Origin of the sequence: Mycolicibacterium sp. 624, assembly GCF_040548615.1 — a bacterium.
Classification (GTDB): domain Bacteria; phylum Actinomycetota; class Actinomycetes; order Mycobacteriales; family Mycobacteriaceae; genus Mycobacterium.
Window position 1 is genome coordinate 141645 of the sequence record NZ_JBEPRZ010000008.1, and the last position, 19816, is coordinate 161460.

Consider the following 19816-nt stretch of genomic DNA (forward strand, 5'->3'; position numbering starts at 1 on the left):
TGCCGTCGTCAGTGGTCACGGGTTCCTTTCACACACGATTCAGTCACGGCAGCGCGGGGTGCGCGGCGGTGAGATCCGCCGCGACCCAGTCGCCTCGAACGCGGCGGCCAGTCGCAGCAACGCGACATCGTCGTACGCCCGGCCGGCGATGGTGAGACCGACGGGCATGCCGATGTCGGACATCGCGTTCATCGGCACGGTGACGGTCGGAATACCCAGGTGTCGGGGTACCAGGTTGCCGTTGGCGACCCACACGCCGTTGCGCCATCCGAGGTCGGCGGACTTCTCGTTGACGTCCATATCGGCCGGGCCGACGTCGGCGACAGCCGGGAACACCACCGCGTCCAGCCCGTGCCGCTCCATCCAGTCCTCCAGATCGATCCTTCGGGTCTCCTCGAGCCCGCGCAGACCCTCCTCCAGATCGGGGATGTCGGCCAGCGACGCAATCGGATTCGACCGGATGAAGTCCGGATACGCGGTGATGTCGTCTCCGAAGCCCTCGGCGCGGTCGGGCAAGGCCCCAGACGGGTGCACCCAGATCAGCGTTCCGTCGACGTCGGCGAGCCGATTCAGGTTCGGGTCGTCGTTCGCGCGCAGGAAGTCATCCCACGCCCACGCCGACAGGTCGAGCATCTCGCGGTCAAGGAACGCCTGAGAGACCAGGCCCCGCGTGCGGATCGTCGGGGCACCGGGACGGTCCCCCTCGTAGTTGGACACCACGGGGAAGTCGACCGACACCACCTCTGCACCGGCAACGCGCAGGTCGTTCACCGCGGCCTCGAAGGACTCGATGACCGACACCCGGGTCTCGATGCGCTGGCCCGTGGCGCCACCGATCCCCGGGCGTTCGGCCGTGCCCGCTTCCGGATCGTCGTTGACGTACATCCGCGGCACGCCGAAACGCTTGCCGGACAGGCACTCTTGCGCGGCACCGAGATCGGCTGGCAGCAGCGAGGGGTAGGACTTGGGCCGCAGTGTCGACGCCGTCGGGATCGCCACCCACGGTTGCGTCCGCCAGAAGTCGCCGCGTGACTCGTCGTCGTCGGCGACGATGACGTCGAGAACCTCCAGCATGTCGGCCATCGACCGCGTGTGGGGCACCACGACGTCCATTGTGGGCACGAGCGGCCAGTTGCCCCGGACTGAGATCATGCCACGCGACGGCGTGTAGGCGCACAGGCCGTTGTTGGTCGCCGGGGCTCGACCACTGGACCACGTCTCCTCGCCGAGACCGAATGACGCGAAGCTGGCCGCCGTCGCGGTACCCGATCCGTTTGACGATCCTGAGCCGAAGGCTGACGTCAAATAATCTGCGTTGTAGGGGCTTTCAGCGCGTCCGTAGAGCCCACGCTGCATACCGCCGTTGGCCATTGGCGGCATGTTCGTCAGGCCGAGCATGATCGCTCCACCGGCCCGGAGCCGTTCGATGGTGAACGCGTCGCGCTGCGCGACGAGGTTCTCGAAGGCGTGCGACCCGCAGGCCGCGGTGAGACCCTTCACCAGATAGCTGTCCTTGGCGGTGTACGGGATACCGTCCAGCGGTCCGCGCGCCTGCCCCCGCTTGCGCCGCTCGTCGGAGGCGCGTGCCTCCTCGCGCGCGTCGGGGTTGAGCACAACGACGGCGTTCAACCGGGGACCGTTGCGGTCGTAGGCATCGATGCGCGCGAGGTAGGCATCGACGAGTTCAACACTGGTGACTCGGCCGTCCTCGAGCGCGCTGCGCAAGGTGGCGATATCGGCTTCGACGACGTCGCATCCTGTCATTGCGAACAACCCCTAAGCAGCGTCGCTTCTGACATGTTCCTCCATCCCATGAGGGTACTTAGCCGGCAGGGACTCGGCGGTGGACGATCCGGCCTGACTGCATCACCGCGGTCACCCGGTCACCGATACCGGACAGATCGTCGATATCACCCTCGACCAGCGTCAGATCGGCGACCAGCCCCTCCTTGAGGAAGCCGATCTCGTGGTCGAGTCGAAGCAGTTCGGCCGCGCTGCCGGTTGCGGCGTGCGCAACACTCGTTGCGGGCATGCCGGCACGCTGCATCAGGTCGAGTTCTCGCAGATTCTCACCGTGCACGCCGACCCCCATGTCGGTGCCCATCGCGATGCGGACACCGGCGTCATACGCGCGCCGGAGGGCGCTCGCATGAACCTCGGCGACCTCACGAGCCTTGCGGACGGAGTCAGCCGACAGCATGGCTCCCGCACCCACCTGCTCGACTATGGCAACGGGTGCGAGCAGGGTGGGGACCAGCCAGGTTCCGTGGCTGCGCATCAGATCGATCGTCTCGTCATCGAGATAGACGGCGTGTTCGATCGAGCGGGCCCCGTGTTTGATCGCGGCCTTGATGCCCGCCGCCGCGTGGGCGTGTGCCATGACGTCGACGCGCGCTGCCGCCGCCTCGGCGGCGACCTCGAACAGTTCGTCATCGCGCAGCTGTGTGCAGTGCAGGTCATCCTCGGACAGGACACCACCGGTGGTCGCGATCTTGATCCAGTCAGCGCGCGCCCGGATGAGTTCGCGCACCTTGAACCGCACCTGATCGGCTCCGTCAACGATGCCGTCCGGCGCGCCGGGGTGTGAGTGAAACGGCGGGATATCGCATCCGGAGAGAAGGTGTCCGTCCCCGTGTCCACCGGTCTGACTCAGCATGGCGATCGAGATCAGCAGGCGCGGACCAGGTATCAGGCCTGTCTCCAGAGCCCGCTTGACGCCGTAGTCCGCTCCCGCCGCGTCTCGCACAGTGGTGACCCCGGCCTCCAGCGTGCGCCGCAGGTTGCGCGCCGCCTCGTAGAACATCAGCGAGAACGGCGCCTGTTGCCACACCCACATGTCAATGCCGGTCATCATCACGTGGACATGGCAGTCGATGAGGCCGGGCAGCAGAGTTTGGCCTGAGACGTCGAGCACGTCGTCGGCGTCGAATCCCTCCCCCACGCCGGCGATCAGTCCACCGACTATGAGAACGTCGGCACGTTGCGGTGGGGCGCCGGTGCCGTCGAACACCGATCCCCCGGTCAAGAGCACGCGACGTCGTTCGTCGAGGTCAGTCTGCGACATATCTGGTCATCCATTCCACTAGGGCCTCGTTCTGTGCACGCCGGACGGCGACGGGTCCCGAGATCGACCCGACGTGTGAGGCACCCGGCAGCATCAGCAATTCCGCGACGCAGCCCGCCCGCTTGAGATGCGCGTAGAACTGCAGGCTCTGCTCCGGTGGGCAGCGATGGTCCTCCTCGCCCTGCACGATCAGGGTGGGGGTGACACAGCGGTGTGCGTTCGAGATCGGCGAACTGCGCAGGTAGGAATCCATCGCCGTCTGCGGTGTTCCGCCGAGGATCTCGGCGACGAACACCAGTCCGATGTCACTGGTTCCGTACATGCTCCAGAAGTTCGTGACAGGGTTCTCGACGACTGCGGCCCGAAACCTGTTGGTCTGCGTAACAATCCACGACGTCATGTATCCGCCGTAGGACAGCCCGGCGACACCGAGCCGGTCGGGATCGGCCAGGCTCCTCTCGATGGCGAGGTCGACCGCGGCCATCAGGTCTGCGTAGTCGTCACAACCCCAGTTTCCGGTGATGGCAGATGCGAAATCTCGTCCGTACCCTCGGGAACCTCGCGGGTTCACCATGAGCACGCCGAATCCCGCCTCGCACAACAACTGCGCGTCGGCGAAGAAGGACTGTCCGAATGCCGACTTGGGTCCGCCGTGGATCAACAGCACGGTGGGCAGTGGCCCCGAGAGTCCTCGCGGGCGGAGGAGTTTGACGTCGACCGATGGTCTGCCGACTGGCGGCAGGTTCAGCTCCTCGACCTCAACGGCGCGCAGCACGTCCGCGTTCTGTTCAGCGGTGAAACTGACCCTGGTCGCCACGCCGCTCGTCAGATCGCGTACCCAGAGATCGGGAGGGCTGGTCAGAGAGCCGGTGGCATACAGAAGTCGGCCGCTGGCCAATGCCAGTGGATACGCGCACCCATTGGCCACCACGACCTCGACGGTCGACTGCGGTCCGGTCAAGGCGACACGATGGATCTCAAGGCGATCCCCGAACTGCACCCGTACGTACGCCTCGTCACCCGCGATGAGGAGCCGATCATCGGGATCGGCATACGGCACGGGCATGTCCCCGAGCACGTCGCCCGTGACGTCCAACTCGAGTTCGTCGGTCCGCTTCTCCACCCGCTCGCCACCGCGCACGACGACCAACTCACCGAGGTCCGGTGTGGCGAATCCCAGTGAGGTGACGGCGACGTCGCCGTTGGGCAGCGCGGCAACCGCCTGCACGTCGGACAGGTGCGCGATGTCACCAACGGTTCCATCGAGGGAGACGCTGCGCACGACGTACTTCGGATCCCAGTCGTCGGGACCGCTGGTGGCGACGTAGACGAGTTCGGCCGAGCCCGTCCGCCAGCTCGGCGTCCCGTTGATCCAGGCATCGTCGGTGAGCCGTCGGAGCCGTCCGCCGTCACATTCGACAACGTAGATGTCAGTGGCGCCATCGTCGACGAGGCCGACGCCATCGAGCCACCCGATCGCCCGGGTGATCCGGTACGGCATACCGGCCTCTCGTCCCGCTCCCGACAACGCGGCGAATGCCAGTCTGCTCCCGTCGGGACTCCATACCGGTCGCCCCGCCACACCGCGAGGGATATCGGTGAGTCGATCGATGCGCATCGAGTCGAGCGTGAGCACCATGACCTGCGGCACCTCGTCGTGCTCCGAGACAAATGCGACGCGCGTCCCATCCGGCGACCACGTGGGGTCGTAACTCTTCGTCCCACAGTCGACTTCGACGAGATCGCGCTCCCCTACCGTCGTTATGCGGAGGGTAATTCGCTCGGCGCCATCGACGATGCGGCTGACACACCACGCGACTCGGTGACCATCCGGGGACAGGTCGGCGCCCTGAGCGTAGGTCAACGCCTCAATGGTCCCCACCGGCTCGGAGACCGCAGTCGGCCGGCTCTGTTCTGTCATGTTTCTCTCCTCGTTGACTATTCAATGCGCGTCAGTGCGCGGCGGCGTGAACGCAGGCGGCGCGGTGCGATCGCATGCCGACCAGTGGCGGATCCTCGGTCGCGCATGTCGACACCGCGACCGGGCATCGCGGCCTGAACCTGCAACCCTCGCCGACCGCGAGTGCACTGGCCGGTTCACCGTCCAATGCGGGTTTTCGCGCCGCGGCATCCTCACGCCGCGTGGTGATATCAGGCACTGCAGCGAGCAGAGCCCTCGTGTAGGGGTGCTGTGGGTCCTCGAAGAGTTGCTCGGTGGGCGCGTCCTCGACGACGCGCCCCAGGTACATCACGACGACGCGGTCGCACAGTGCGCGCACCACACCGAGATCGTGCGAGATGAACACCAGCGTGAGACCCAGTTGCTCCCGTAGATCGGACAGCAGGTTGACGACCTTCGCCTGCGCCGACACGTCGAGGGCGGAGACCGCCTCGTCCGCGACGATGACATCGGGTTGGACGGCAAGCGCCCGCGCGATCGCAATGCGTTGACGCTGACCACCTGACAGATCGCGTGGCCGCACGTCGAGGCACCGATCCGGCAGTCCCACCATGTCCATCAACTCGCGCAACGCAGCCGACAGACCAGAGGCCGGAACCAGGTCGTGATAGGTGATCAGCTCTGCGAGTGCCGATCGCACGCGGCGTCGTGGGTTCAGCGACGAACCGGGGTCCTGGAACACCATCTGCAGGCGACGACGTGAACTCGCGCTTCGCCGCTCGGTGAGCAACTCGCCGTCGACATGGACACTCCCGTCGTTCGGCTCGACCAGACCCATCAGGACCTTCGCCAATGTCGTCTTACCACAGCCGGATTCGCCAACCACGCCGACGCATTGCGACCGCGTGATGCCGAGGTCGACACCGTCGAGAGCGCGCAGCGTTAGCATTTTCCCGCCATCTGGATTGCGCACGGGGAAGTTCACGTGAATGTCTCGCATCTGGATGAGCGCGCTCATGTGGGAGTTCCAATCGTGAGCAAGGAGTGGCGGATACATGCCGTGCTGTGATCCCCATCCAGGCGGGCCAATCGCGGAACCTCGGCGCGGCAGAGGTCCTCGGCAAGATCGCACCGGGGTGCGAATCGGCATCCGGAGGGAAAGTGCCCGGCAGCCGGCGGGTTACCGGGGATCGTCGCCAGCCGGAGGGACGGCCGGTCGGTCCGTGGCACCGATTCGATCAGGGCCCGCGTGTAGGGATGCCGTGGCGCGTCCACAAGCCGGCTGGTCGGACCCTCCTCGATGATTCGCCCCGCGTACATAACCGCGGTCCGATCGGCGACACGGGCTATCACACCGAGATCGTGGCTGACGAATATCACCGCCAGGTCCAACTCGCTGCGGAGGCGCTCGATCAACGCAAGGATCTGGTCCTGGACGGTGACGTCGAGCGCCGTCGTCGGTTCGTCGCACAGCAACAGCCGCGGTTGCACCGATAGCGCCATCGCGATCATCACGCGTTGGCGCAGACCTCCGGAGAGTTCGTGTGGCCATGCGCGGTAACGCCGCCGCGGATCCGGTATGCCGACCTCGCCGAGCAGTTCCAGTGCCCGTGCCGCGGCGGCCTTGCGCGACAGCCCGTTCGCCCTGGCACCAGCGGAGACGAGATCGCCGACGCGCATCGTGGGATTCAACGAACTCATCGGCTCTTGAAACACCATCGACACGCCACCCCCGCGAAGCTCCTGGGGGCGGCGCGGGCGCAACGTTCCGGTGTCGTCGGCGAATCGAAACGTGCGTGTGGTGTGCTGCAGAGTCGGCGGCAACAAGCCCAATATCGACCGCAGGGTGAGGCTCTTGCCCGAGCCGGATTCCCCCACCAGGCCCAGACACTCCCCGGCATTGACACGAAGTGCGACGTCATCGACGAGAGTCGGTGCGAGCGTGCGACCGACCCCGACCTCGAGGCCGTCGATCTCGAGTACGCAACGGGTCATGACTTGATCCGGTCGTCGATGCCGTCACCAATGAGTGCCAGCCCCATCGCCAGGGTCGCGATCGCCACACCCGGGGCGGCCATGAGCCACCAGTTGGTCTGAATCAAGCCGCGACTCGAATTGATCATGGCGCCCCACTCGGGAGTGTTGACGGGGATGCCGACACCAAGGAACGACAACGTCGCAATCGCAACGATCGCCAGCCCGATGTCAACCACCACGTACACGATGGTCTGCCCGATGGCGTTGGGCAGTACGTGATTGAGTACGACGCGACGCCGTGGCAGGCCACCCGTGACGGCGGCGCGCACGTAATCCGTGTCACGCACGCGGCGGATCTCGGTGCGCAGGAGCCGGGAGTAGACGACCCACGAGATCGCGGTGAACCCGATGATGATCGGAAGCTCACCGGGGCCCAGGAAGAGCCAGCCGTCGCCCGGGCCGAGCATTCCGACCAGTGCGATGAAGAACACCAGAAGCGGGAAGGACACCACGACATCGCATATGCGCATGATGACCGTATCCGCCACCCTCCCACCAAAACTGGCGATGACGGCTATCACACTGCCGATCAATGCCGGAATGACCGCGCCGAGAACGCCGATGCGCAGGTCGATTCGGATCGCGTAGATGAGCCGCGTCCACACATCTCGGCCCAACTGGTCGGTGCCCAGCAGGTGCTGGCTGGATGGGGGCGCCAGACGGTTGAGCAGATCCTGGGCCGCGGGGTCCCCCGTCGTGATGAGCGGGGCGAAAACCGCGGCGAGGACGAACACTCCGACGACGATCCCGCCGCAGAGAAGCTTGCCGCCACCCTGTCGACGCTTCGGGCCGGCGGTGTCGCTGGTCTGCACGGGTTCAACGGATTCCATGACTTCGATCAAGGCTGTGCAACTTTCGGATCGAGGAGTGCAACGGCACTCTCACCGACGAACGTCGCGATGACGACGCCGATCGCGAAAACCAGCGTTACGCCCTGGACCACGTAGACGTCCTGCTTTGCAGATGCGAGAACGAGCGCACTGCCAAGACCGGGAATGTCGAAGGTGGCCTCGAGAACCACGACGCCGAACATGAGGTAGCCGACGTTCAGAGCGAGCAGGGTGATCACAGGGCCTAGCGCGTTGCGCATGACGTGTCGCAGCGCCAGTGTGGGACCAGAGATGCCCAATGATCTTGCCACAGCGACATATTCCGAGTCCAACACGTCGACAAGACTCGACCGCAGGCTTCGCACCAGCACCGGTGCCAACGCAATGGCGCCCGTGATTGACGGCAGGATGAGCGCTCGGAACAGTTCCTGGGGGTTGTCGCCGAGACCGGCCACTGGAAACCACCCGGTCGGCATCGCCACGAAGCGGATGAGCAGGAAGCCCACCCAGAACGACGGAAGAAAGAGCACCAACAGCATGCCCAGCCGAAGCGTGTGATCGAGAATCCGATCGCGGTACATCGCCGCCAGCCACGCCAGTGCCAGCGCCGAGAGAACCGACGCCACCACGGTGCCCGTCACCAACCACGCGGTGTCAGCGAACCGCTGCGCCACGATACTCGTCACCTGTTGCCCATCGATCGATACTCCGAGATCTCCTCGGAGGACTCGCAGCAGGTAGCTGAAGTACTGCGCCAGCAGGCTCTGATCGAGGCCGAGTTGGTGCCTCAACTCGTCGACGGCCTCTTGAGAGGCGCGGGGTCCCAGCCGGAGTCGGGCGGCGTCACCGGGTGCAACCTGCGTGAGGATGAACACCACGAGCGTGACCGCCAACAGGACTACCAGCAGTTGACCCGCGCGGCTCAGGAACATCCGAAGGATGCGCACGTGTCAGATCGCTTTCGGGCCGCCGTCGCCACACATCACTGGCCGCATCACTGGCTCACCCAGAACTCGTCGGCCGGGTACAGCCGGTACGGCGCCGGGGCGAAGCCGTGCAGGTCCTTCGATACCGCGTAGACAACGTTGGGTTGTGCCAGCGGAACGGCGGCGACACTGCCGAAGGCCTGCTTCTCGAATGCCTCTGTCGCCGCGGAGACCTGCTCGTCATTCTCGGCCTGCCGCAATGCCTCGATCGCGGTGTCAGCGGAAGCGGTGTCGAACTGTGTGTAGAGGAAGTTGGTCGACGCGATCAGTCCCAGTGGGTCGAGCGGACTGGGCGCGTTCGCGCTGGCGGTCAGCAGGCCCAGCTGGTAGTCGGCCTTCTCCAGTCGATCGATGACGGTGCTGGTCGGCAACGCGTTGACCGAGATCTTGATACCGGCCTCGGCGAGCATCGGTTCGAGCGCCTGGGCAGCGAGGACCTCGCTGGCCGAGGACGACGGGACTATCACCTCAAGTTTCTCGCCGCGGTAGCCGGACTTTTCGACCAGCTGCTTGGCCAGGTCCAGATCGTGTTTCGACCAGTCACACCCCGGGCACGGTTGGATGCCTGGAACGGCCTGTGGCAGAAGAGTCTTCGCCTGCTCTGCCTCACCGGCGTAGCCGCCTGCGATCAACTCGTCGTGCTTGATGGCCAGCGTGATCGCGCGACGGAGGTCTGCATTGTCGAGCGGGGCGGCCTTGGTCTGAGCCATCAGCACGCTAGTGCCCGACGACGGGCTCGACACGGTTGAGCCCGCGGGGTACTGCGCTATCTGCGCGGGATCCACCTCGTTGACGATGTCGATGGCACCGCTCTGGAACTGCAGCAGTTGCTGATTCTGATCGGCGACAACCTTGTAGTCGAGCTTGTCCAGGCGGGGCAGCTCCGCACGGTAGTAGAAGGGGTTGCGCGACAATGAGATCGACTGGCCGGGAATCTCGTCGTCGATCTTGAACGGGCCGGCCGCAATCGGTCGCTTCCAGTACTCGTCGGCGGTCCGGCCGCCAAAGTTGTTCGGGAAGATCGCCGCGTTCGACGTTGCCAATATGTCGACGAGCGTCACGTCGGGCTCTGACATCTCGAACACCACTGTGTGCGGATCCGGGGTCGTGACATCGCGAACCGACTCGAAGTAGCTGCCGAACAGTTCACCTGCCCGCCACACCCCGAATGAGAACTTGACGTCGGCAGAGGTCACCGGTGTGCCGTCGCTGAACTTGGCGGCGGGGTCGAGCGTGAAGGTGAGCGTCTTGGCTGCCGGATCGTATGCGTGTGTGGCGGCGAGCCCCGGTTGGACGGTGGTTCCATCGGCGGGCGTGCGGAGCAGAGAGGCATACACCTGCGGGTACACCTGATAGCTCGACTGGACCAGCGCCAGCTGTGGGTTCCACGTGTCGATCGGGTCTATGACGGCGATGGTGGCGGTCCCGCCGCGTTGCGGCTCGCCGGAGTCGTCCCGCGCGGTTGAATTCGTCGACGACCCCGAGCAGGCGAGCGTGACGAACATCAGCCCCGGCACAGCGACGGCGATCAGTTTCCGCCGCAATCCCGTAAATGAACTTGGCACGCTTCCTCCACGATTGATCACTAAGTCATCTCCAAGACGGACTTCCGGCAATGGCCGACCCGCGCTTCCCGGGCTCCGCTCGACCGAGGGCTGGGAAGAACGTGCGCTGGCTCACATGAAGTTAGTCACCGAAGGGCGACGGTGTCTTGAGGGGAAACCCCGAAAACCCTCGCGGCGCTTCATGGAAAGCAACAAGGTCTCTCGCACTCTCGACGTCGGCGCGAGGCTCGACTGATTGGCTGGATCATTCGCGCGCCCCACTCCGATCACCGAAGTAGGATGCGTTGAACAGCAATAGTTGCGCATCGGCGGCGTGCAGGCTGAGGCCAGTGCTGCGTCGTCGTTCGGACTTCGCCTCTCCGGACTAGCCTCTGACTTCGTAGGTATCCACGAAGCGCTGACGGCGCCGCCGGCAGACGGTATTCACCATTGAGGAACCACTGATGGACCTGACACCGCGCTCGACCCGTGCTCTCACCCTGCAAGAGGTGGTGGGTGCGATCGGGCAGGATCTCGTTGACATCGCGGCCGCGCCGGGGGGCGTCGACGTCGAGGTTACCGGTGTCGAGTTCTTTGACTCGGCGCGCTCGTTGCCTGCGGAGCGCGGAATCGTCCTGTGCCTGTTGTCGGCGGACGGCTTGCCCCCGGGCGCCTTCACGACGATCGCGACGCGGGCGCGCGACTCCAGGTGCGCCGCCATCGCGGTATCGGCCTCCGCGAACACCGCCGGCTATGTCGACGTGGCGAACGAATCGGATATCGCGCTGCTGGTGGTGGACAGCGGGCTGTCGTGGCGGCACTTCAACGCTGCAGTGTCCGCGGCAATGACGGTGCACGGACTTGGCGAGAGGCTGCCGTATGCCGATGACAGCGCCGAGTTATCCGCGCTCGCGGACACCATCGCGGGCTCCTTCGGCGGGTCCGTGGCGATCGAGGATTTGGATCGCCGGGTCATTGCCTATTCATCGACCCCCGGTCAACTCATCGATCCGCTACGTACCGCAGGAATCCTGGAGCGGTACGTCCCACCGTCCGACCGCAACGACGAGCAGTACCGGAGGGTCGCCAGATCGCACGAGCCATGCCGCTTCCCACAGGTCGGCGATGAACTCGCCCGAATCGCCATCGCCGTCACCGCGGGCGACATGCAGCTGGGAACCATCTGGGTGATCGATCCCTGCCCGGACGTGCCGCTCACCTCCACGCAGGTCGAGATGCTGCGCCAGGGCGGCGATCAGGCGGCGTTTCAGCTCATCCAACGGCGAGACAACGACCCCGTGGACCGCCGGCGGCGAGATTCCATGCTGCGAGGACTGCTGCTGGGGATCCAGCCTGGCAGCGAGGGCTTGGCCGACCTGTTCTCCGTCGAGGCAGAAGAATCCACCCTGGTGGGGTTCAGCGTGGGACCGAATCTTCCGTCGTCGGTCGGCACGCACCAGATTCGGAGTGTCGTCGCGCGACACTTCGCCCCGTACCGCTCGGCCACGACGACGGCAGTCATCGACAACACCGTCTATGCACTCGTTCCCGGAAGCGACATTGTCGAGATGCGTTCTGCCGCTGAACGGGTTCTTCAGTTCATCGGCCAAACCGTCGGTCAACGCGCGTATGCAGGAGTGAGTGCGCCAACCTGCTCGGCAGACCAAGTGCGAGAGCAGAGACTCGAGGTCGACGAGGTGCTCAACTGCATCGCTGGCCCGAACATGCCCTCGACAACCGCGACGGTGTCTGACGTCCGAGCGCAGGTGCTGCTGTCGAAGCTGACGACGGCCATTGCCGGCCATCCACGTCTCGCCGACCCAGCGATCCGGGAGATCCTCGCCAACGATCGCCGGGACAATACGGAATATGCACTGACACTGTCGAGTTGGTTGGACAACTTCACACACATTCCGGCTACGGCGCGACATCTCGGTCTTCACGAGAACACCGTGCGCTATCGCCTGCAACGCGCCCACGAACTGTTCGACATCGCACTCGAGACACCCGAGCGCAGGCTTGCCTTCTGGCTGGAGCTTCGGGGTGCCATCGCCAACCATCGGGCGTTGCTCCTGCAACCCGATTCGATGGCGAGTGGGCAGCAGGAACCGGGCGGACGCTCCGCCTCCTCCTAGCTGGTGATCTCGATGAGGTTCATGCGAGGTGTGTCCGCGCGAGGTCCTCGTAGGTCTCGCGTCGCGTGACCAATCGCGCATCACCATCGCGGCAGAACACGATGGCCGGTTTGAGTGCGCCGTTGTAGTTGTTGGCGAATGTGTAGCTGTATGCACCGGTGGCCAAGATCGCCAGAATGTCGTCGCGCCGAGGGTTGTTGAGCATTGCGTCGCCCACTAGCAGATCACCGGACTCGCATTGACGCCCGACCACATCCGCCTGCACGTCGAAGCGGTCGAGCATGCGGTTGGCGACGATCGCCTCGTAGCGCTGGTCGGTGAGCGCCGCATCGAGGTGATCGGACATACCGCCGTCCACGGCCACGAAGGTCTTCATCGTGGACTTGACCGTGGTCACTCGGTACAGCGTGATGCCCGCGCGGGCGACCAGTGCACGGCCCGGCTCGATCAGTAGCTGCGAATCGTGTGGCAGATAGGTCTTGGCAGCATCCACGAGTGTGCGGAGGTAGTCGGAGACGCTGGGCGCGGGTTCGTCGCGTGTGTACTGGACGCCGAGGCCGCCACCGAGGTCGTATACGGGATAGCTGCCGTACGCGGACAGAGCGCCAACCGACTCCGCAAACGGTGCGGTGGACAGGATTTGGGAACCGATGTGCAGATGCACTCCCTGGAAGTTCAGCTTGGGTGAGCGCTCGATTCGTTCGATTGCACGCATCGCCTGATCATGGGGCAGCCCGAACTTCGACCGTGCGCCGCCCGTGGATTGCGACTCGTGGGTGACGGGTGAGACGTCGGGGATGACACGCAACAGCACCCGCTGCTCACGCTCGACCAGACGCTCCAACCGATCGATATCGTCCTGGTTGTCGATGACGATCGTGCCGACACCAGCCCTAAGCGCCATGCCGAGTTCAGCGTCGGTCTTGGCGTTGCCATGCATGTAGATGTGCTCGGGATCGACGCCACCTCGCAGCGCCAGGTGCAGTTCGCCCCCGCCGGCAACGTCGACTCTCAGGCCCTCCTCGGCCGCCAGCCGGTACATCGCAACGCACGGAAAGGCCTTCGAGGCGTATGCGACTGCCGAATTGGGCCACAGTTCGGCGAGACCAGTTCGATACGCCCGCGCCTGATCGCGAATCCCCTGCTCGTCGAACACATACAGGGGCGTGCCGAACTCCCGGGCCAGATCGCTGACAGCACACCCTGCGACGAGCAGCTCGCCTTGATCGGAGATCGCCGAGTTCACCGGGAGGACGGGCTCGTATGTGCTGCCCGTGAGCGCCGGCATGCCCTCCTCAAGACGGCCGCCATTTACCGGACCGAGCATCCATTTCTCCCATCCACGTGGTGTCGCGCAGTGGCCCGCCTGTCGGCAACACCGTGCAGCAGTGACGGTAGTCAGCCTCGCCACCAGGGTCTTTGGAGAAAGCGTTGAAGATTCTCGTTGCGGCTCGGATATCGCCACGATCGATGCCCGGGTATCGCGCTGCGGTGAAATCGTCAGCCGGCGGAGTCCAACACCGAGGCGTAGCTCTCCTTGACCACCTCGAGGTGCACCCAGCTCTCCAGCGCGCTCACGCCTGGCATGGCGCGCACCGTGTCGAGTAGCTCGACGAGTTGGGCCGCGGAGAAGGCGCGCACGGTCACAAGGACATCGAACCGGCCAAGGGTGCGGGCCACGAAGATCACCGATGGCATGGCGGTCAATGCGGCCACGACGTCGTGGTGGTCACCGGTGAGGCGGATGCCGAATCCCATGGCGCTCTGCCGGTCCTGACCCGAATGGCGGACGACGGCGCCGATGCGGACCACCTGCGCGTCGACGAGCCGAACGACGCGTCTCCGCGCACCCGCCGAGGACAGCCCAACGACCCTGGCGAGGTCGACGTAAGAGGCGCGGCCGTCCTCCTGCAATGCCCGAAGCAGTGCGAGGTCGACGTCATCGACGTCGGTGGCGACGTCCCCGACGGGGCCCACCACGTCTCTGACCACCTCGACGTAGGTGAGCGTGTCGACGCCGACGACACCCTCGAGGCCGCGTAGTTGGCCGACTGCCCTGTCGATATCGCGCATCGAGGCCGCGCGCAGCTCGGCGACCAGGCCGTGCAAACCACTCGTCAACGACAGAAAGGGAACGTCGTCACGGTCGGCGACCGCGGCGGCGATGCGCATCGCCGGTCCGTCGACCGTCAGCCCGACGTAGGCCAGCACGCCGCGTCCGATCACCGCGGGGTGGACGACACCGCGCACGATCACCTGGCCGCTGGCGATGAGTCGTTGCACGCGCACCGCGGCCGCGGACCGGGACAGCCCGACCGCGCGGGCGATCTCCGGGTGAGTCAAGCGCCCGTCGACCTCCAACAGTTCCACGATCGCCTCGTCGACCTGGTCCATCGCTCTCCATCCTCGAAATCTCGTAGAAGAATTTTCCACCCGCCCGACGCGTCATATCGGACACCTAAAGCAGCAATTGACGCCCATCATGCCGGATTCTCCGTCAATCTCCGTCATATCGTGATTATCGACATCGATGCGGCGATCGAAGTGATTGCGCGGGTGCGTGAGTCGACTTACAGTGGCCCGGATCACAGCACGACTTCGACACCACACCAAGCCCGCGGAGGCCTTCGCATGACCACCCCCATCGGCCCGATCGACGCATCAGTGACCCCGCGGTTCGCCGGGCCTGCGTCATTCGCCCGCCTGCCGCGCCTCGACGACGTGGGCAAGGCCGACGTCGTGGTGGTCGGTGTGCCGTTCGACTCCGGGGTGTCCTACCGGCCAGGTGCACGGTTCGGGCCCACCCATGTTCGCGAGTCCTCACGCCTCCTGCGGCCGTACAACCCGGCGCTGGACGTGTCGCCGTTCGAGATCGCCCAGGTGGCCGACGCCGGAGATATCGCGGTGAACCCCTTCAACATTCACGAGGCGATCGAGACCATCGAAGCCGCCGCGATCGATCTGACCCGCGGCGATACGAGCCTGGTCACCATCGGCGGCGATCACACCATCGCCCTACCGCTACTCCGGGCCGCCGCCGCGAAGCACGGCCCCGTCGCGCTGGTGCACTTCGACGCTCACCTGGACACCTGGGACACCTACTTCGGTGCCGAGTACACCCACGGCACGCCGTTCCGCCGCGCGGTCGAGGAGGGCATCCTCGACACCGAGGCCCTGAGCCACGTTGGCACCCGCGGTCCGCTCTACGGCAAGAAGGACCTTGAGGACGACCGCCGCTTCGGGTTCGGCATCGTCACGTCGGCCGACGTCTACTACCAGGGGGCGCGGGAAGTCATCGACAAGCTGCGTCAGCGCCTCGGGAATCGTCCCGTCTACATATCGGTCGACATCGACGTCCTGGACCCAGCCGCCGCCCCAGGTACCGGCACGCCGGAGCCAGGTGGCATGTCCAGCCGCGAACTACTCGAGATCCTGCGCGGATTCGCCGGCCTCAATCTCGTCGGCGCCGACGTCGTCGAGGTCGCCCCCGCCTATGACCACGCCGAGATCACGGGTGTGGCGGCCGCACACGTCGCCTACGATCTGGTGTCCCTGCTCGCGATGCGCCACAAGGCCGATCAATGAGCCGGCCGAGAAACGGTGGCGACGTCGTCGTCGAAACCCTGACCGCACTAGGTGTTTCGCATGTCTTCGGCATCCCCGGCCAGCACGCCCTTGGCCTATTCGATGCGATCCGGCGCAGTGACCTGACGTTCGTCAGCTCGCGGGTGGAGAACAACTCGGCGTTCGGTGCCGACGGATACGCCAGGGCCACTGGCGAAGTCGGTGTCCTGTTCCTGTCGACGGGACCGGGGGCGCTGACCGCACTCGGCGCCCTGCAGGAGGCGTACGCCACGTGCGTCCCGCTGCTGGTGATCACCAGTCAGGTGCCACGCTCCGGGCTCGGGTTGCGCCGCGGCATGCTGCATCAGCTCGATGACCAGCAGCGCAGCGCCGTCAACGTCACCAAGAGCACCGCCGTGGTTCGACGGGCCGCCGACATCCCGAGCCTGATCGCTGACGCGTGGGCAACCGCACAGTCCGCGCCGGCAGGGCCGACCTGGGTGGAGATCCCGCAGGACGTGCTCCTCGAGTCGGCCGATATGCCGCCGGTGACGTCGGTCGCCGCTGCTTCCAGTGGCCGGGCGCCGCGCGTCGAGGTGATCGAGGCCGCGGCCCGACTACTCGACGGTGCACACCGGCCCGTCATCCTGGCCGGCGGCGGGGTCCGCAGATCGGCGGGTGGTCACGAGGCTCTGGTGACGCTCGCGGAAAGACTTGACGCACCGGTGGTCTCGACCGTCGGAGGTAAGGGCGCCATCGCGTTCGACCATCCGCTATCGGCCGCGTCGTGGATCGAGGACCGCCACACCACCGACCTGCTGGAGAACGCCGACGTGCTGCTGGCGGTCGGCACGGCGATGGGCGAGGTGACCAGCAACTACTTCACGTTCGCCCCGAAGGGCAGGCTGATCCACGTCGACGCCGAGGCCCGCGTCCTGCAGGCGAACCATCCGGCGCTCGCCGTCCATGCCGATGCAGCGCTGGCACTGCGCGCCATCGCCGAACGCGTGTCACCGCGCGAACCGTCCCACGGCGGGCAGGTCGCCGCCGGATTGCGTGAGGCGGTCGAGGACAGGCTCGCCGGCCAGGACGTCGCCACCGAGTTGACGTTGATGCGCGACCTGCGCGCCGCGGTCCCGTCGACCGCACACACATTCTGGGACATGACCATTGCCGGCTACTGGGCGTGGTCGGCCTGGGATCCCGTCGAGGGCGAGTTCCACTCGGCACAGGGCTCCGGCGGGCTCGGCTTCGCCTTCCCCGCTGCTGTGGCAGCGGCGATCGGATCGGGACGGCGGACGTTCGCGGTGTCCGGCGACGGTGGTGCCATGTACTCCATCGCCGAACTTGCCACCGCGCGGCAACACGACGCGGACGTCACGTGGCTGATCGTCGACGACGGCGGCTACGGGATCCTTCGCGAGTACATGACCGACGCATTCGGTCAGGCCACCGCCACCGAGCTCTCCCGACCGGACTTCGTTTCGCTGGCAGCCAGTTTCGGCATCCCCGCGTATCCCGCATCACTTGCCGACGTCGGCCGCGTCGTGGCTGAGACCTTCACCACGACCGGCCCGGCAGTGGTGGTGCTGCCAGCCCTGCTGAGAATGTTCGACCCCACCCATCTCTAGGAGTTCTCAGCGCTCCCCATCCCCCGTCCCCAAACTCTAAGGCGATACCAGTGACTCATCCGCTCACAACATCTGCTGGCCTCCTCAGTGGACCAGACATTGCACAACGGGTCGGGCGTGACGTCGGACTCATCCCCGTCGGCGCAATCGAGCAGCACGGCCCCCATATGGGTTTGGACACCGACACCTTCCTCGCCATCAAATTCTCGGAGGCCTTGGCCGATCAGATCGGAGGCGTGGTCCTGCCCGGATTCAACTACGGCTACCGCTCGCAGCCGGCCAGTGGTGGCGGCGAACTGTTTCCCGGGACGGTGAGCCTGCGGGGAGCCACTCTCAGCGCCATCGTCTCCGACATCGTCTACGGATGGGCACGCCACGGGTTGTCACGCATCGCGTTGATCAACGGGCACTACGAGAACACGCTGTTCATCGTCGAGGGAGTCAACCTCGCCCTGGAACGCGGTGCGCAGGCCAAGGTGGTTGTCCTGAACTGGTGGGAGCAGATCAGCGCACACCAACTGGACGAGATCTTCGACGGCATGTTTCCCGGCTGGGAGGCTGAGCACGCCGGCGTGGTCGAGACGTCACTCGTGTGGCATCTCGACGCCGAACGAGTCCGGCCGCAGTTGATCTCGCCCGACACCGCCACGGTGTCGGCACCTCCGTACACCGTCCTTCCAGAACCGGCAGGGATGGTGGATCCGTCGGGGGTGCTGCGGACGGCGTCAGGAAGCTCCGCCGAGCTTGGCCGGGCGATGTTCGAGGTTGCGGTGGCCGAGATGTCTGCCGCCCTCCGCAAGGAATTCGGAGGCAATGCCGATGTCTGATCGCCGGGTCGCTCTCGTCACCGGGAGCGCAGGAGGGATCGGCGCCGCGACAACGCGGGAACTTCGCCGCCAGGGCTGGCTTGTGGCCGGCCTGGATCGCTCCCCATCGCCCGATGTCGATCTCGACGTGCGCGTCGATGTCATGGACCTCGACGGTATGCGAGGAGCGTTCGCCAAGGTGTGTGACGAGCTGGGACCGGTCGTCGGCTTGGTCAGCGCCGCCGGGTACGTCGAGGAGATCCCGCTGGCCCAGATCAGCAGCGTCGCATTGACTTCGATGCTGCGCACCCACCTGCGCGCGTTCGGTTGGTGGTGCCGGCTGGCGGCCCCTCTGATGCGCGAGCGCGGCGGCGGCCAGATTGTGTCGATATCGTCCGAGCTGGCCCTCGCCGGCGGGGACGACGCGTTGCACTACGTGGCCGCAAAGGGTGCACTGCTTGGCCTCACGCGTGCGCTGGCAGTCGAGTTCGCTCCTGATGGCATCGGCGTGAACAGCGTCGCGCCGGGACCAACGGATACCGCCATGATCGGCGCAGGCACGGTATGGCGCACCGAGGCCTATCTGTCGACCCTGCCATCACGTGGGTTGGTACGACCCGTTGAGATCGCCCGCACCGTCGCATTTCTGTTGGGCGGTCACGCCGAGGTGTCTGGGCAAGTCATTTCGCCGAATGCAGGGAGTGTGCTGTGACCACGACCACCGAAGCCGAGTTGGCCCTTCTGCCAGAGGACCTGACGGTATCCGTCAGTGCCGCTCTCACGAACGTGGGGCTGCATTGCTCGTCACAGCCGTTCGGCACCCCTGCACGCATCGCTCCGCGCGTTCTCATCGTCGGCGTGATGCCACCGGCGCAGGAGGTCACGAGGTTTCTCGATAGCGACCACTCGGCGTGGTGGGATGCGGTCGAGAGGACCCTGGCGTCGGCATTCGAACGGCTCCAGCGCGTTCACGGCATGGTCGAGAACGGTGGCGGTCGGGTCGTGTTGGTCGCCAATGATGCCGGGGTCTGCGGTGAGGCAGGTCGATCCATCGAGTCCGCGCTCGGAGGCGCGGCCATCGCCATGACGAAATCGCTTGCGAGGGAATTCAGTCCGAGAGGCGTGTCGGTCAACGCGGTCGCCGTCCAGACGGATCTTCTCGCCAGCCTCAGCGTCGAGGGATATGGAACCAAGGTCGCCGAACTCGTCGCCTTCCTCGCCGATCCCGAACTTGAACATCTGACCGGTCAGATCGTCGCGTGCAACAACTCGACCGTCCGTGCGCGGATCTGAACGTCTCACCGCAACTGCTCTATCCG

Annotated in this window: 16 protein-coding genes; 6 read left to right on the forward strand and 10 right to left on the reverse strand. The window is 65.7% G+C overall.

Annotation, left to right across the window (positions count from 1 at the left end; all coding sequences use genetic code 11):
* Nucleotides 1-39 precede the first annotated feature (39 nt).
* Genes ABIA65_RS27380 through ABIA65_RS27415 form a run of 8 tightly spaced genes read right to left on the reverse strand, consistent with a single transcriptional unit; the run spans nucleotide 40 to nucleotide 10382 of the window.
* Nucleotides 40-1764, reverse strand: coding sequence for an amidase (locus ABIA65_RS27380; protein WP_354525523.1), 1725 nt, complete (start codon nucleotides 1762-1764; stop codon nucleotides 40-42).
* A 58-nt stretch (nucleotides 1765-1822) separates the two neighbouring features.
* Nucleotides 1823-3064 carry a metal-dependent hydrolase family protein gene (locus tag ABIA65_RS27385; protein ID WP_354525524.1) on the reverse strand — a complete coding sequence of 414 codons (1242 nt, stop codon included), beginning with the start codon at nucleotides 3062-3064 and terminating at the stop codon, nucleotides 1823-1825.
* On the reverse strand, nucleotides 3051-4985 hold the full coding sequence (locus tag ABIA65_RS27390; protein WP_354525525.1) for a S9 family peptidase: 1935 nt from the start codon (nucleotides 4983-4985) through the stop codon (nucleotides 3051-3053). Before ABIA65_RS27390 ends, ABIA65_RS27385 begins: the two co-directional genes overlap by 14 nt.
* Before the next feature lie 31 nt (nucleotides 4986-5016).
* A complete protein-coding gene (locus ABIA65_RS27395) occupies nucleotides 5017-5982 on the reverse strand; it encodes an oligopeptide/dipeptide ABC transporter ATP-binding protein (RefSeq protein ID WP_354525526.1) in 966 nt (321 codons plus the stop codon).
* Nucleotides 5979-6959 carry an ABC transporter ATP-binding protein gene (locus tag ABIA65_RS27400; RefSeq protein ID WP_354525527.1) on the reverse strand — a complete coding sequence of 327 codons (981 nt, stop codon included), beginning with the start codon at nucleotides 6957-6959 and terminating at the stop codon, nucleotides 5979-5981. The genes ABIA65_RS27395 and ABIA65_RS27400 overlap by 4 nt, the downstream gene beginning before the upstream one ends.
* Nucleotides 6956-7831 (reverse strand): ABC transporter permease, encoded by an 876-nt coding sequence (locus tag ABIA65_RS27405; RefSeq protein ID WP_354525528.1) that lies wholly within the window; start codon nucleotides 7829-7831, stop codon nucleotides 6956-6958. Before ABIA65_RS27405 ends, ABIA65_RS27400 begins: the two co-directional genes overlap by 4 nt.
* Before the next feature lie 8 nt (nucleotides 7832-7839).
* Nucleotides 7840-8778, reverse strand: coding sequence for an ABC transporter permease (locus ABIA65_RS27410; protein ID WP_241404870.1), 939 nt, complete (start codon nucleotides 8776-8778; stop codon nucleotides 7840-7842).
* A gap of 47 nt (nucleotides 8779-8825) precedes the next feature.
* On the reverse strand, nucleotides 8826-10382 hold the full coding sequence (locus ABIA65_RS27415; protein WP_354525529.1) for an ABC transporter substrate-binding protein: 1557 nt from the start codon (nucleotides 10380-10382) through the stop codon (nucleotides 8826-8828).
* Nucleotides 10383-10825: 443 nt separating this feature from the next.
* On the opposite strand from ABIA65_RS27415, the gene ABIA65_RS27420 reads away from it, so the two are divergent.
* Entirely contained in the window at nucleotides 10826-12496 is a 1671-nt protein-coding gene (locus tag ABIA65_RS27420; RefSeq protein WP_354525530.1) for a PucR family transcriptional regulator, read from the forward strand.
* Nucleotides 12497-12515: 19 nt separating this feature from the next.
* On the opposite strand, the gene lysA is transcribed toward ABIA65_RS27420, so the two are convergent.
* Together lysA and ABIA65_RS27430 are read right to left on the reverse strand one after the other, a co-directional pair.
* Nucleotides 12516-13823: a diaminopimelate decarboxylase gene (lysA, locus tag ABIA65_RS27425; protein ID WP_354525531.1), complete on the reverse strand. Its 1308-nt coding sequence runs from the start codon at nucleotides 13821-13823 to the stop codon at nucleotides 12516-12518.
* 173 nt (nucleotides 13824-13996) lie between these two features.
* On the reverse strand, nucleotides 13997-14890 hold the full coding sequence (locus ABIA65_RS27430; RefSeq protein ID WP_354525532.1) for an Lrp/AsnC family transcriptional regulator: 894 nt from the start codon (nucleotides 14888-14890) through the stop codon (nucleotides 13997-13999).
* 237 nt (nucleotides 14891-15127) lie between these two features.
* Between ABIA65_RS27430 and speB the strand changes: the two genes are divergently transcribed.
* From speB to ABIA65_RS27455, 5 genes are read left to right on the forward strand one after another with little or no spacing between them, the layout of a single operon-like run.
* Nucleotides 15128-16081, forward strand: a complete 954-nt coding sequence (gene speB, locus ABIA65_RS27435) for an agmatinase (protein WP_354525533.1) — start codon at nucleotides 15128-15130, stop codon at nucleotides 16079-16081.
* Nucleotides 16078-17691, forward strand: a complete 1614-nt coding sequence (locus tag ABIA65_RS27440; protein ID WP_354525534.1) for a thiamine pyrophosphate-binding protein — start codon at nucleotides 16078-16080, stop codon at nucleotides 17689-17691. The genes speB and ABIA65_RS27440 overlap by 4 nt, the downstream gene beginning before the upstream one ends.
* Nucleotides 17692-17741: 50 nt before the next feature.
* Nucleotides 17742-18518 (forward strand): creatininase, encoded by a 777-nt coding sequence (locus ABIA65_RS27445; RefSeq protein ID WP_241404863.1) that lies wholly within the window; start codon nucleotides 17742-17744, stop codon nucleotides 18516-18518.
* The gene (locus ABIA65_RS27450; RefSeq protein ID WP_354525535.1) at nucleotides 18511-19209 is read left to right on the forward strand and encodes an SDR family NAD(P)-dependent oxidoreductase; all 699 of its coding nucleotides are present in this window, start codon (nucleotides 18511-18513) and stop codon (nucleotides 19207-19209) included. The genes ABIA65_RS27445 and ABIA65_RS27450 overlap by 8 nt, the downstream gene beginning before the upstream one ends.
* A complete protein-coding gene (locus ABIA65_RS27455) occupies nucleotides 19206-19790 on the forward strand; it encodes an SDR family oxidoreductase (protein ID WP_354525536.1) in 585 nt (194 codons plus the stop codon). Before ABIA65_RS27450 ends, ABIA65_RS27455 begins: the two co-directional genes overlap by 4 nt.
* The last annotated feature ends 26 nt before the right edge of the window (nucleotides 19791-19816 follow it).

What these genes read in the sequence shown, in the direction of transcription:
- ABIA65_RS27390 (WP_354525525.1), bottom strand. Translation starts at nt 4,985, where the DNA reads ATGACAGAACAGAGCCGGCCGACTGCGGTCTCCGAGCCGGTGGGGACC.
- ABIA65_RS27430 (WP_354525532.1), bottom strand. Translation starts at nt 14,890, where the DNA reads ATGGACCAGGTCGACGAGGCGATCGTGGAACTGTTGGAGGTCGACGGG.
- ABIA65_RS27440 (WP_354525534.1), top strand. Translation starts at nt 16,078, where the DNA reads ATGAGCCGGCCGAGAAACGGTGGCGACGTCGTCGTCGAAACCCTGACC.
- ABIA65_RS27380 (WP_354525523.1), bottom strand. Translation starts at nt 1,764, where the DNA reads ATGACAGGATGCGACGTCGTCGAAGCCGATATCGCCACCTTGCGCAGC.
- ABIA65_RS27385 (WP_354525524.1), bottom strand. Translation starts at nt 3,064, where the DNA reads ATGTCGCAGACTGACCTCGACGAACGACGTCGCGTGCTCTTGACCGGG.
- ABIA65_RS27400 (WP_354525527.1), bottom strand. Translation starts at nt 6,959, where the DNA reads ATGACCCGTTGCGTACTCGAGATCGACGGCCTCGAGGTCGGGGTCGGT.
- speB (WP_354525533.1), top strand. Translation starts at nt 15,128, where the DNA reads ATGACCACCCCCATCGGCCCGATCGACGCATCAGTGACCCCGCGGTTC.
- ABIA65_RS27395 (WP_354525526.1), bottom strand. Translation starts at nt 5,982, where the DNA reads ATGAGCGCGCTCATCCAGATGCGAGACATTCACGTGAACTTCCCCGTG.
- ABIA65_RS27405 (WP_354525528.1), bottom strand. Translation starts at nt 7,831, where the DNA reads ATGGAATCCGTTGAACCCGTGCAGACCAGCGACACCGCCGGCCCGAAG.
- ABIA65_RS27420 (WP_354525530.1), top strand. Translation starts at nt 10,826, where the DNA reads ATGGACCTGACACCGCGCTCGACCCGTGCTCTCACCCTGCAAGAGGTG.
- lysA (WP_354525531.1), bottom strand. Translation starts at nt 13,823, where the DNA reads ATGCTCGGTCCGGTAAATGGCGGCCGTCTTGAGGAGGGCATGCCGGCG.
- ABIA65_RS27450 (WP_354525535.1), top strand. Translation starts at nt 18,511, where the DNA reads ATGTCTGATCGCCGGGTCGCTCTCGTCACCGGGAGCGCAGGAGGGATC.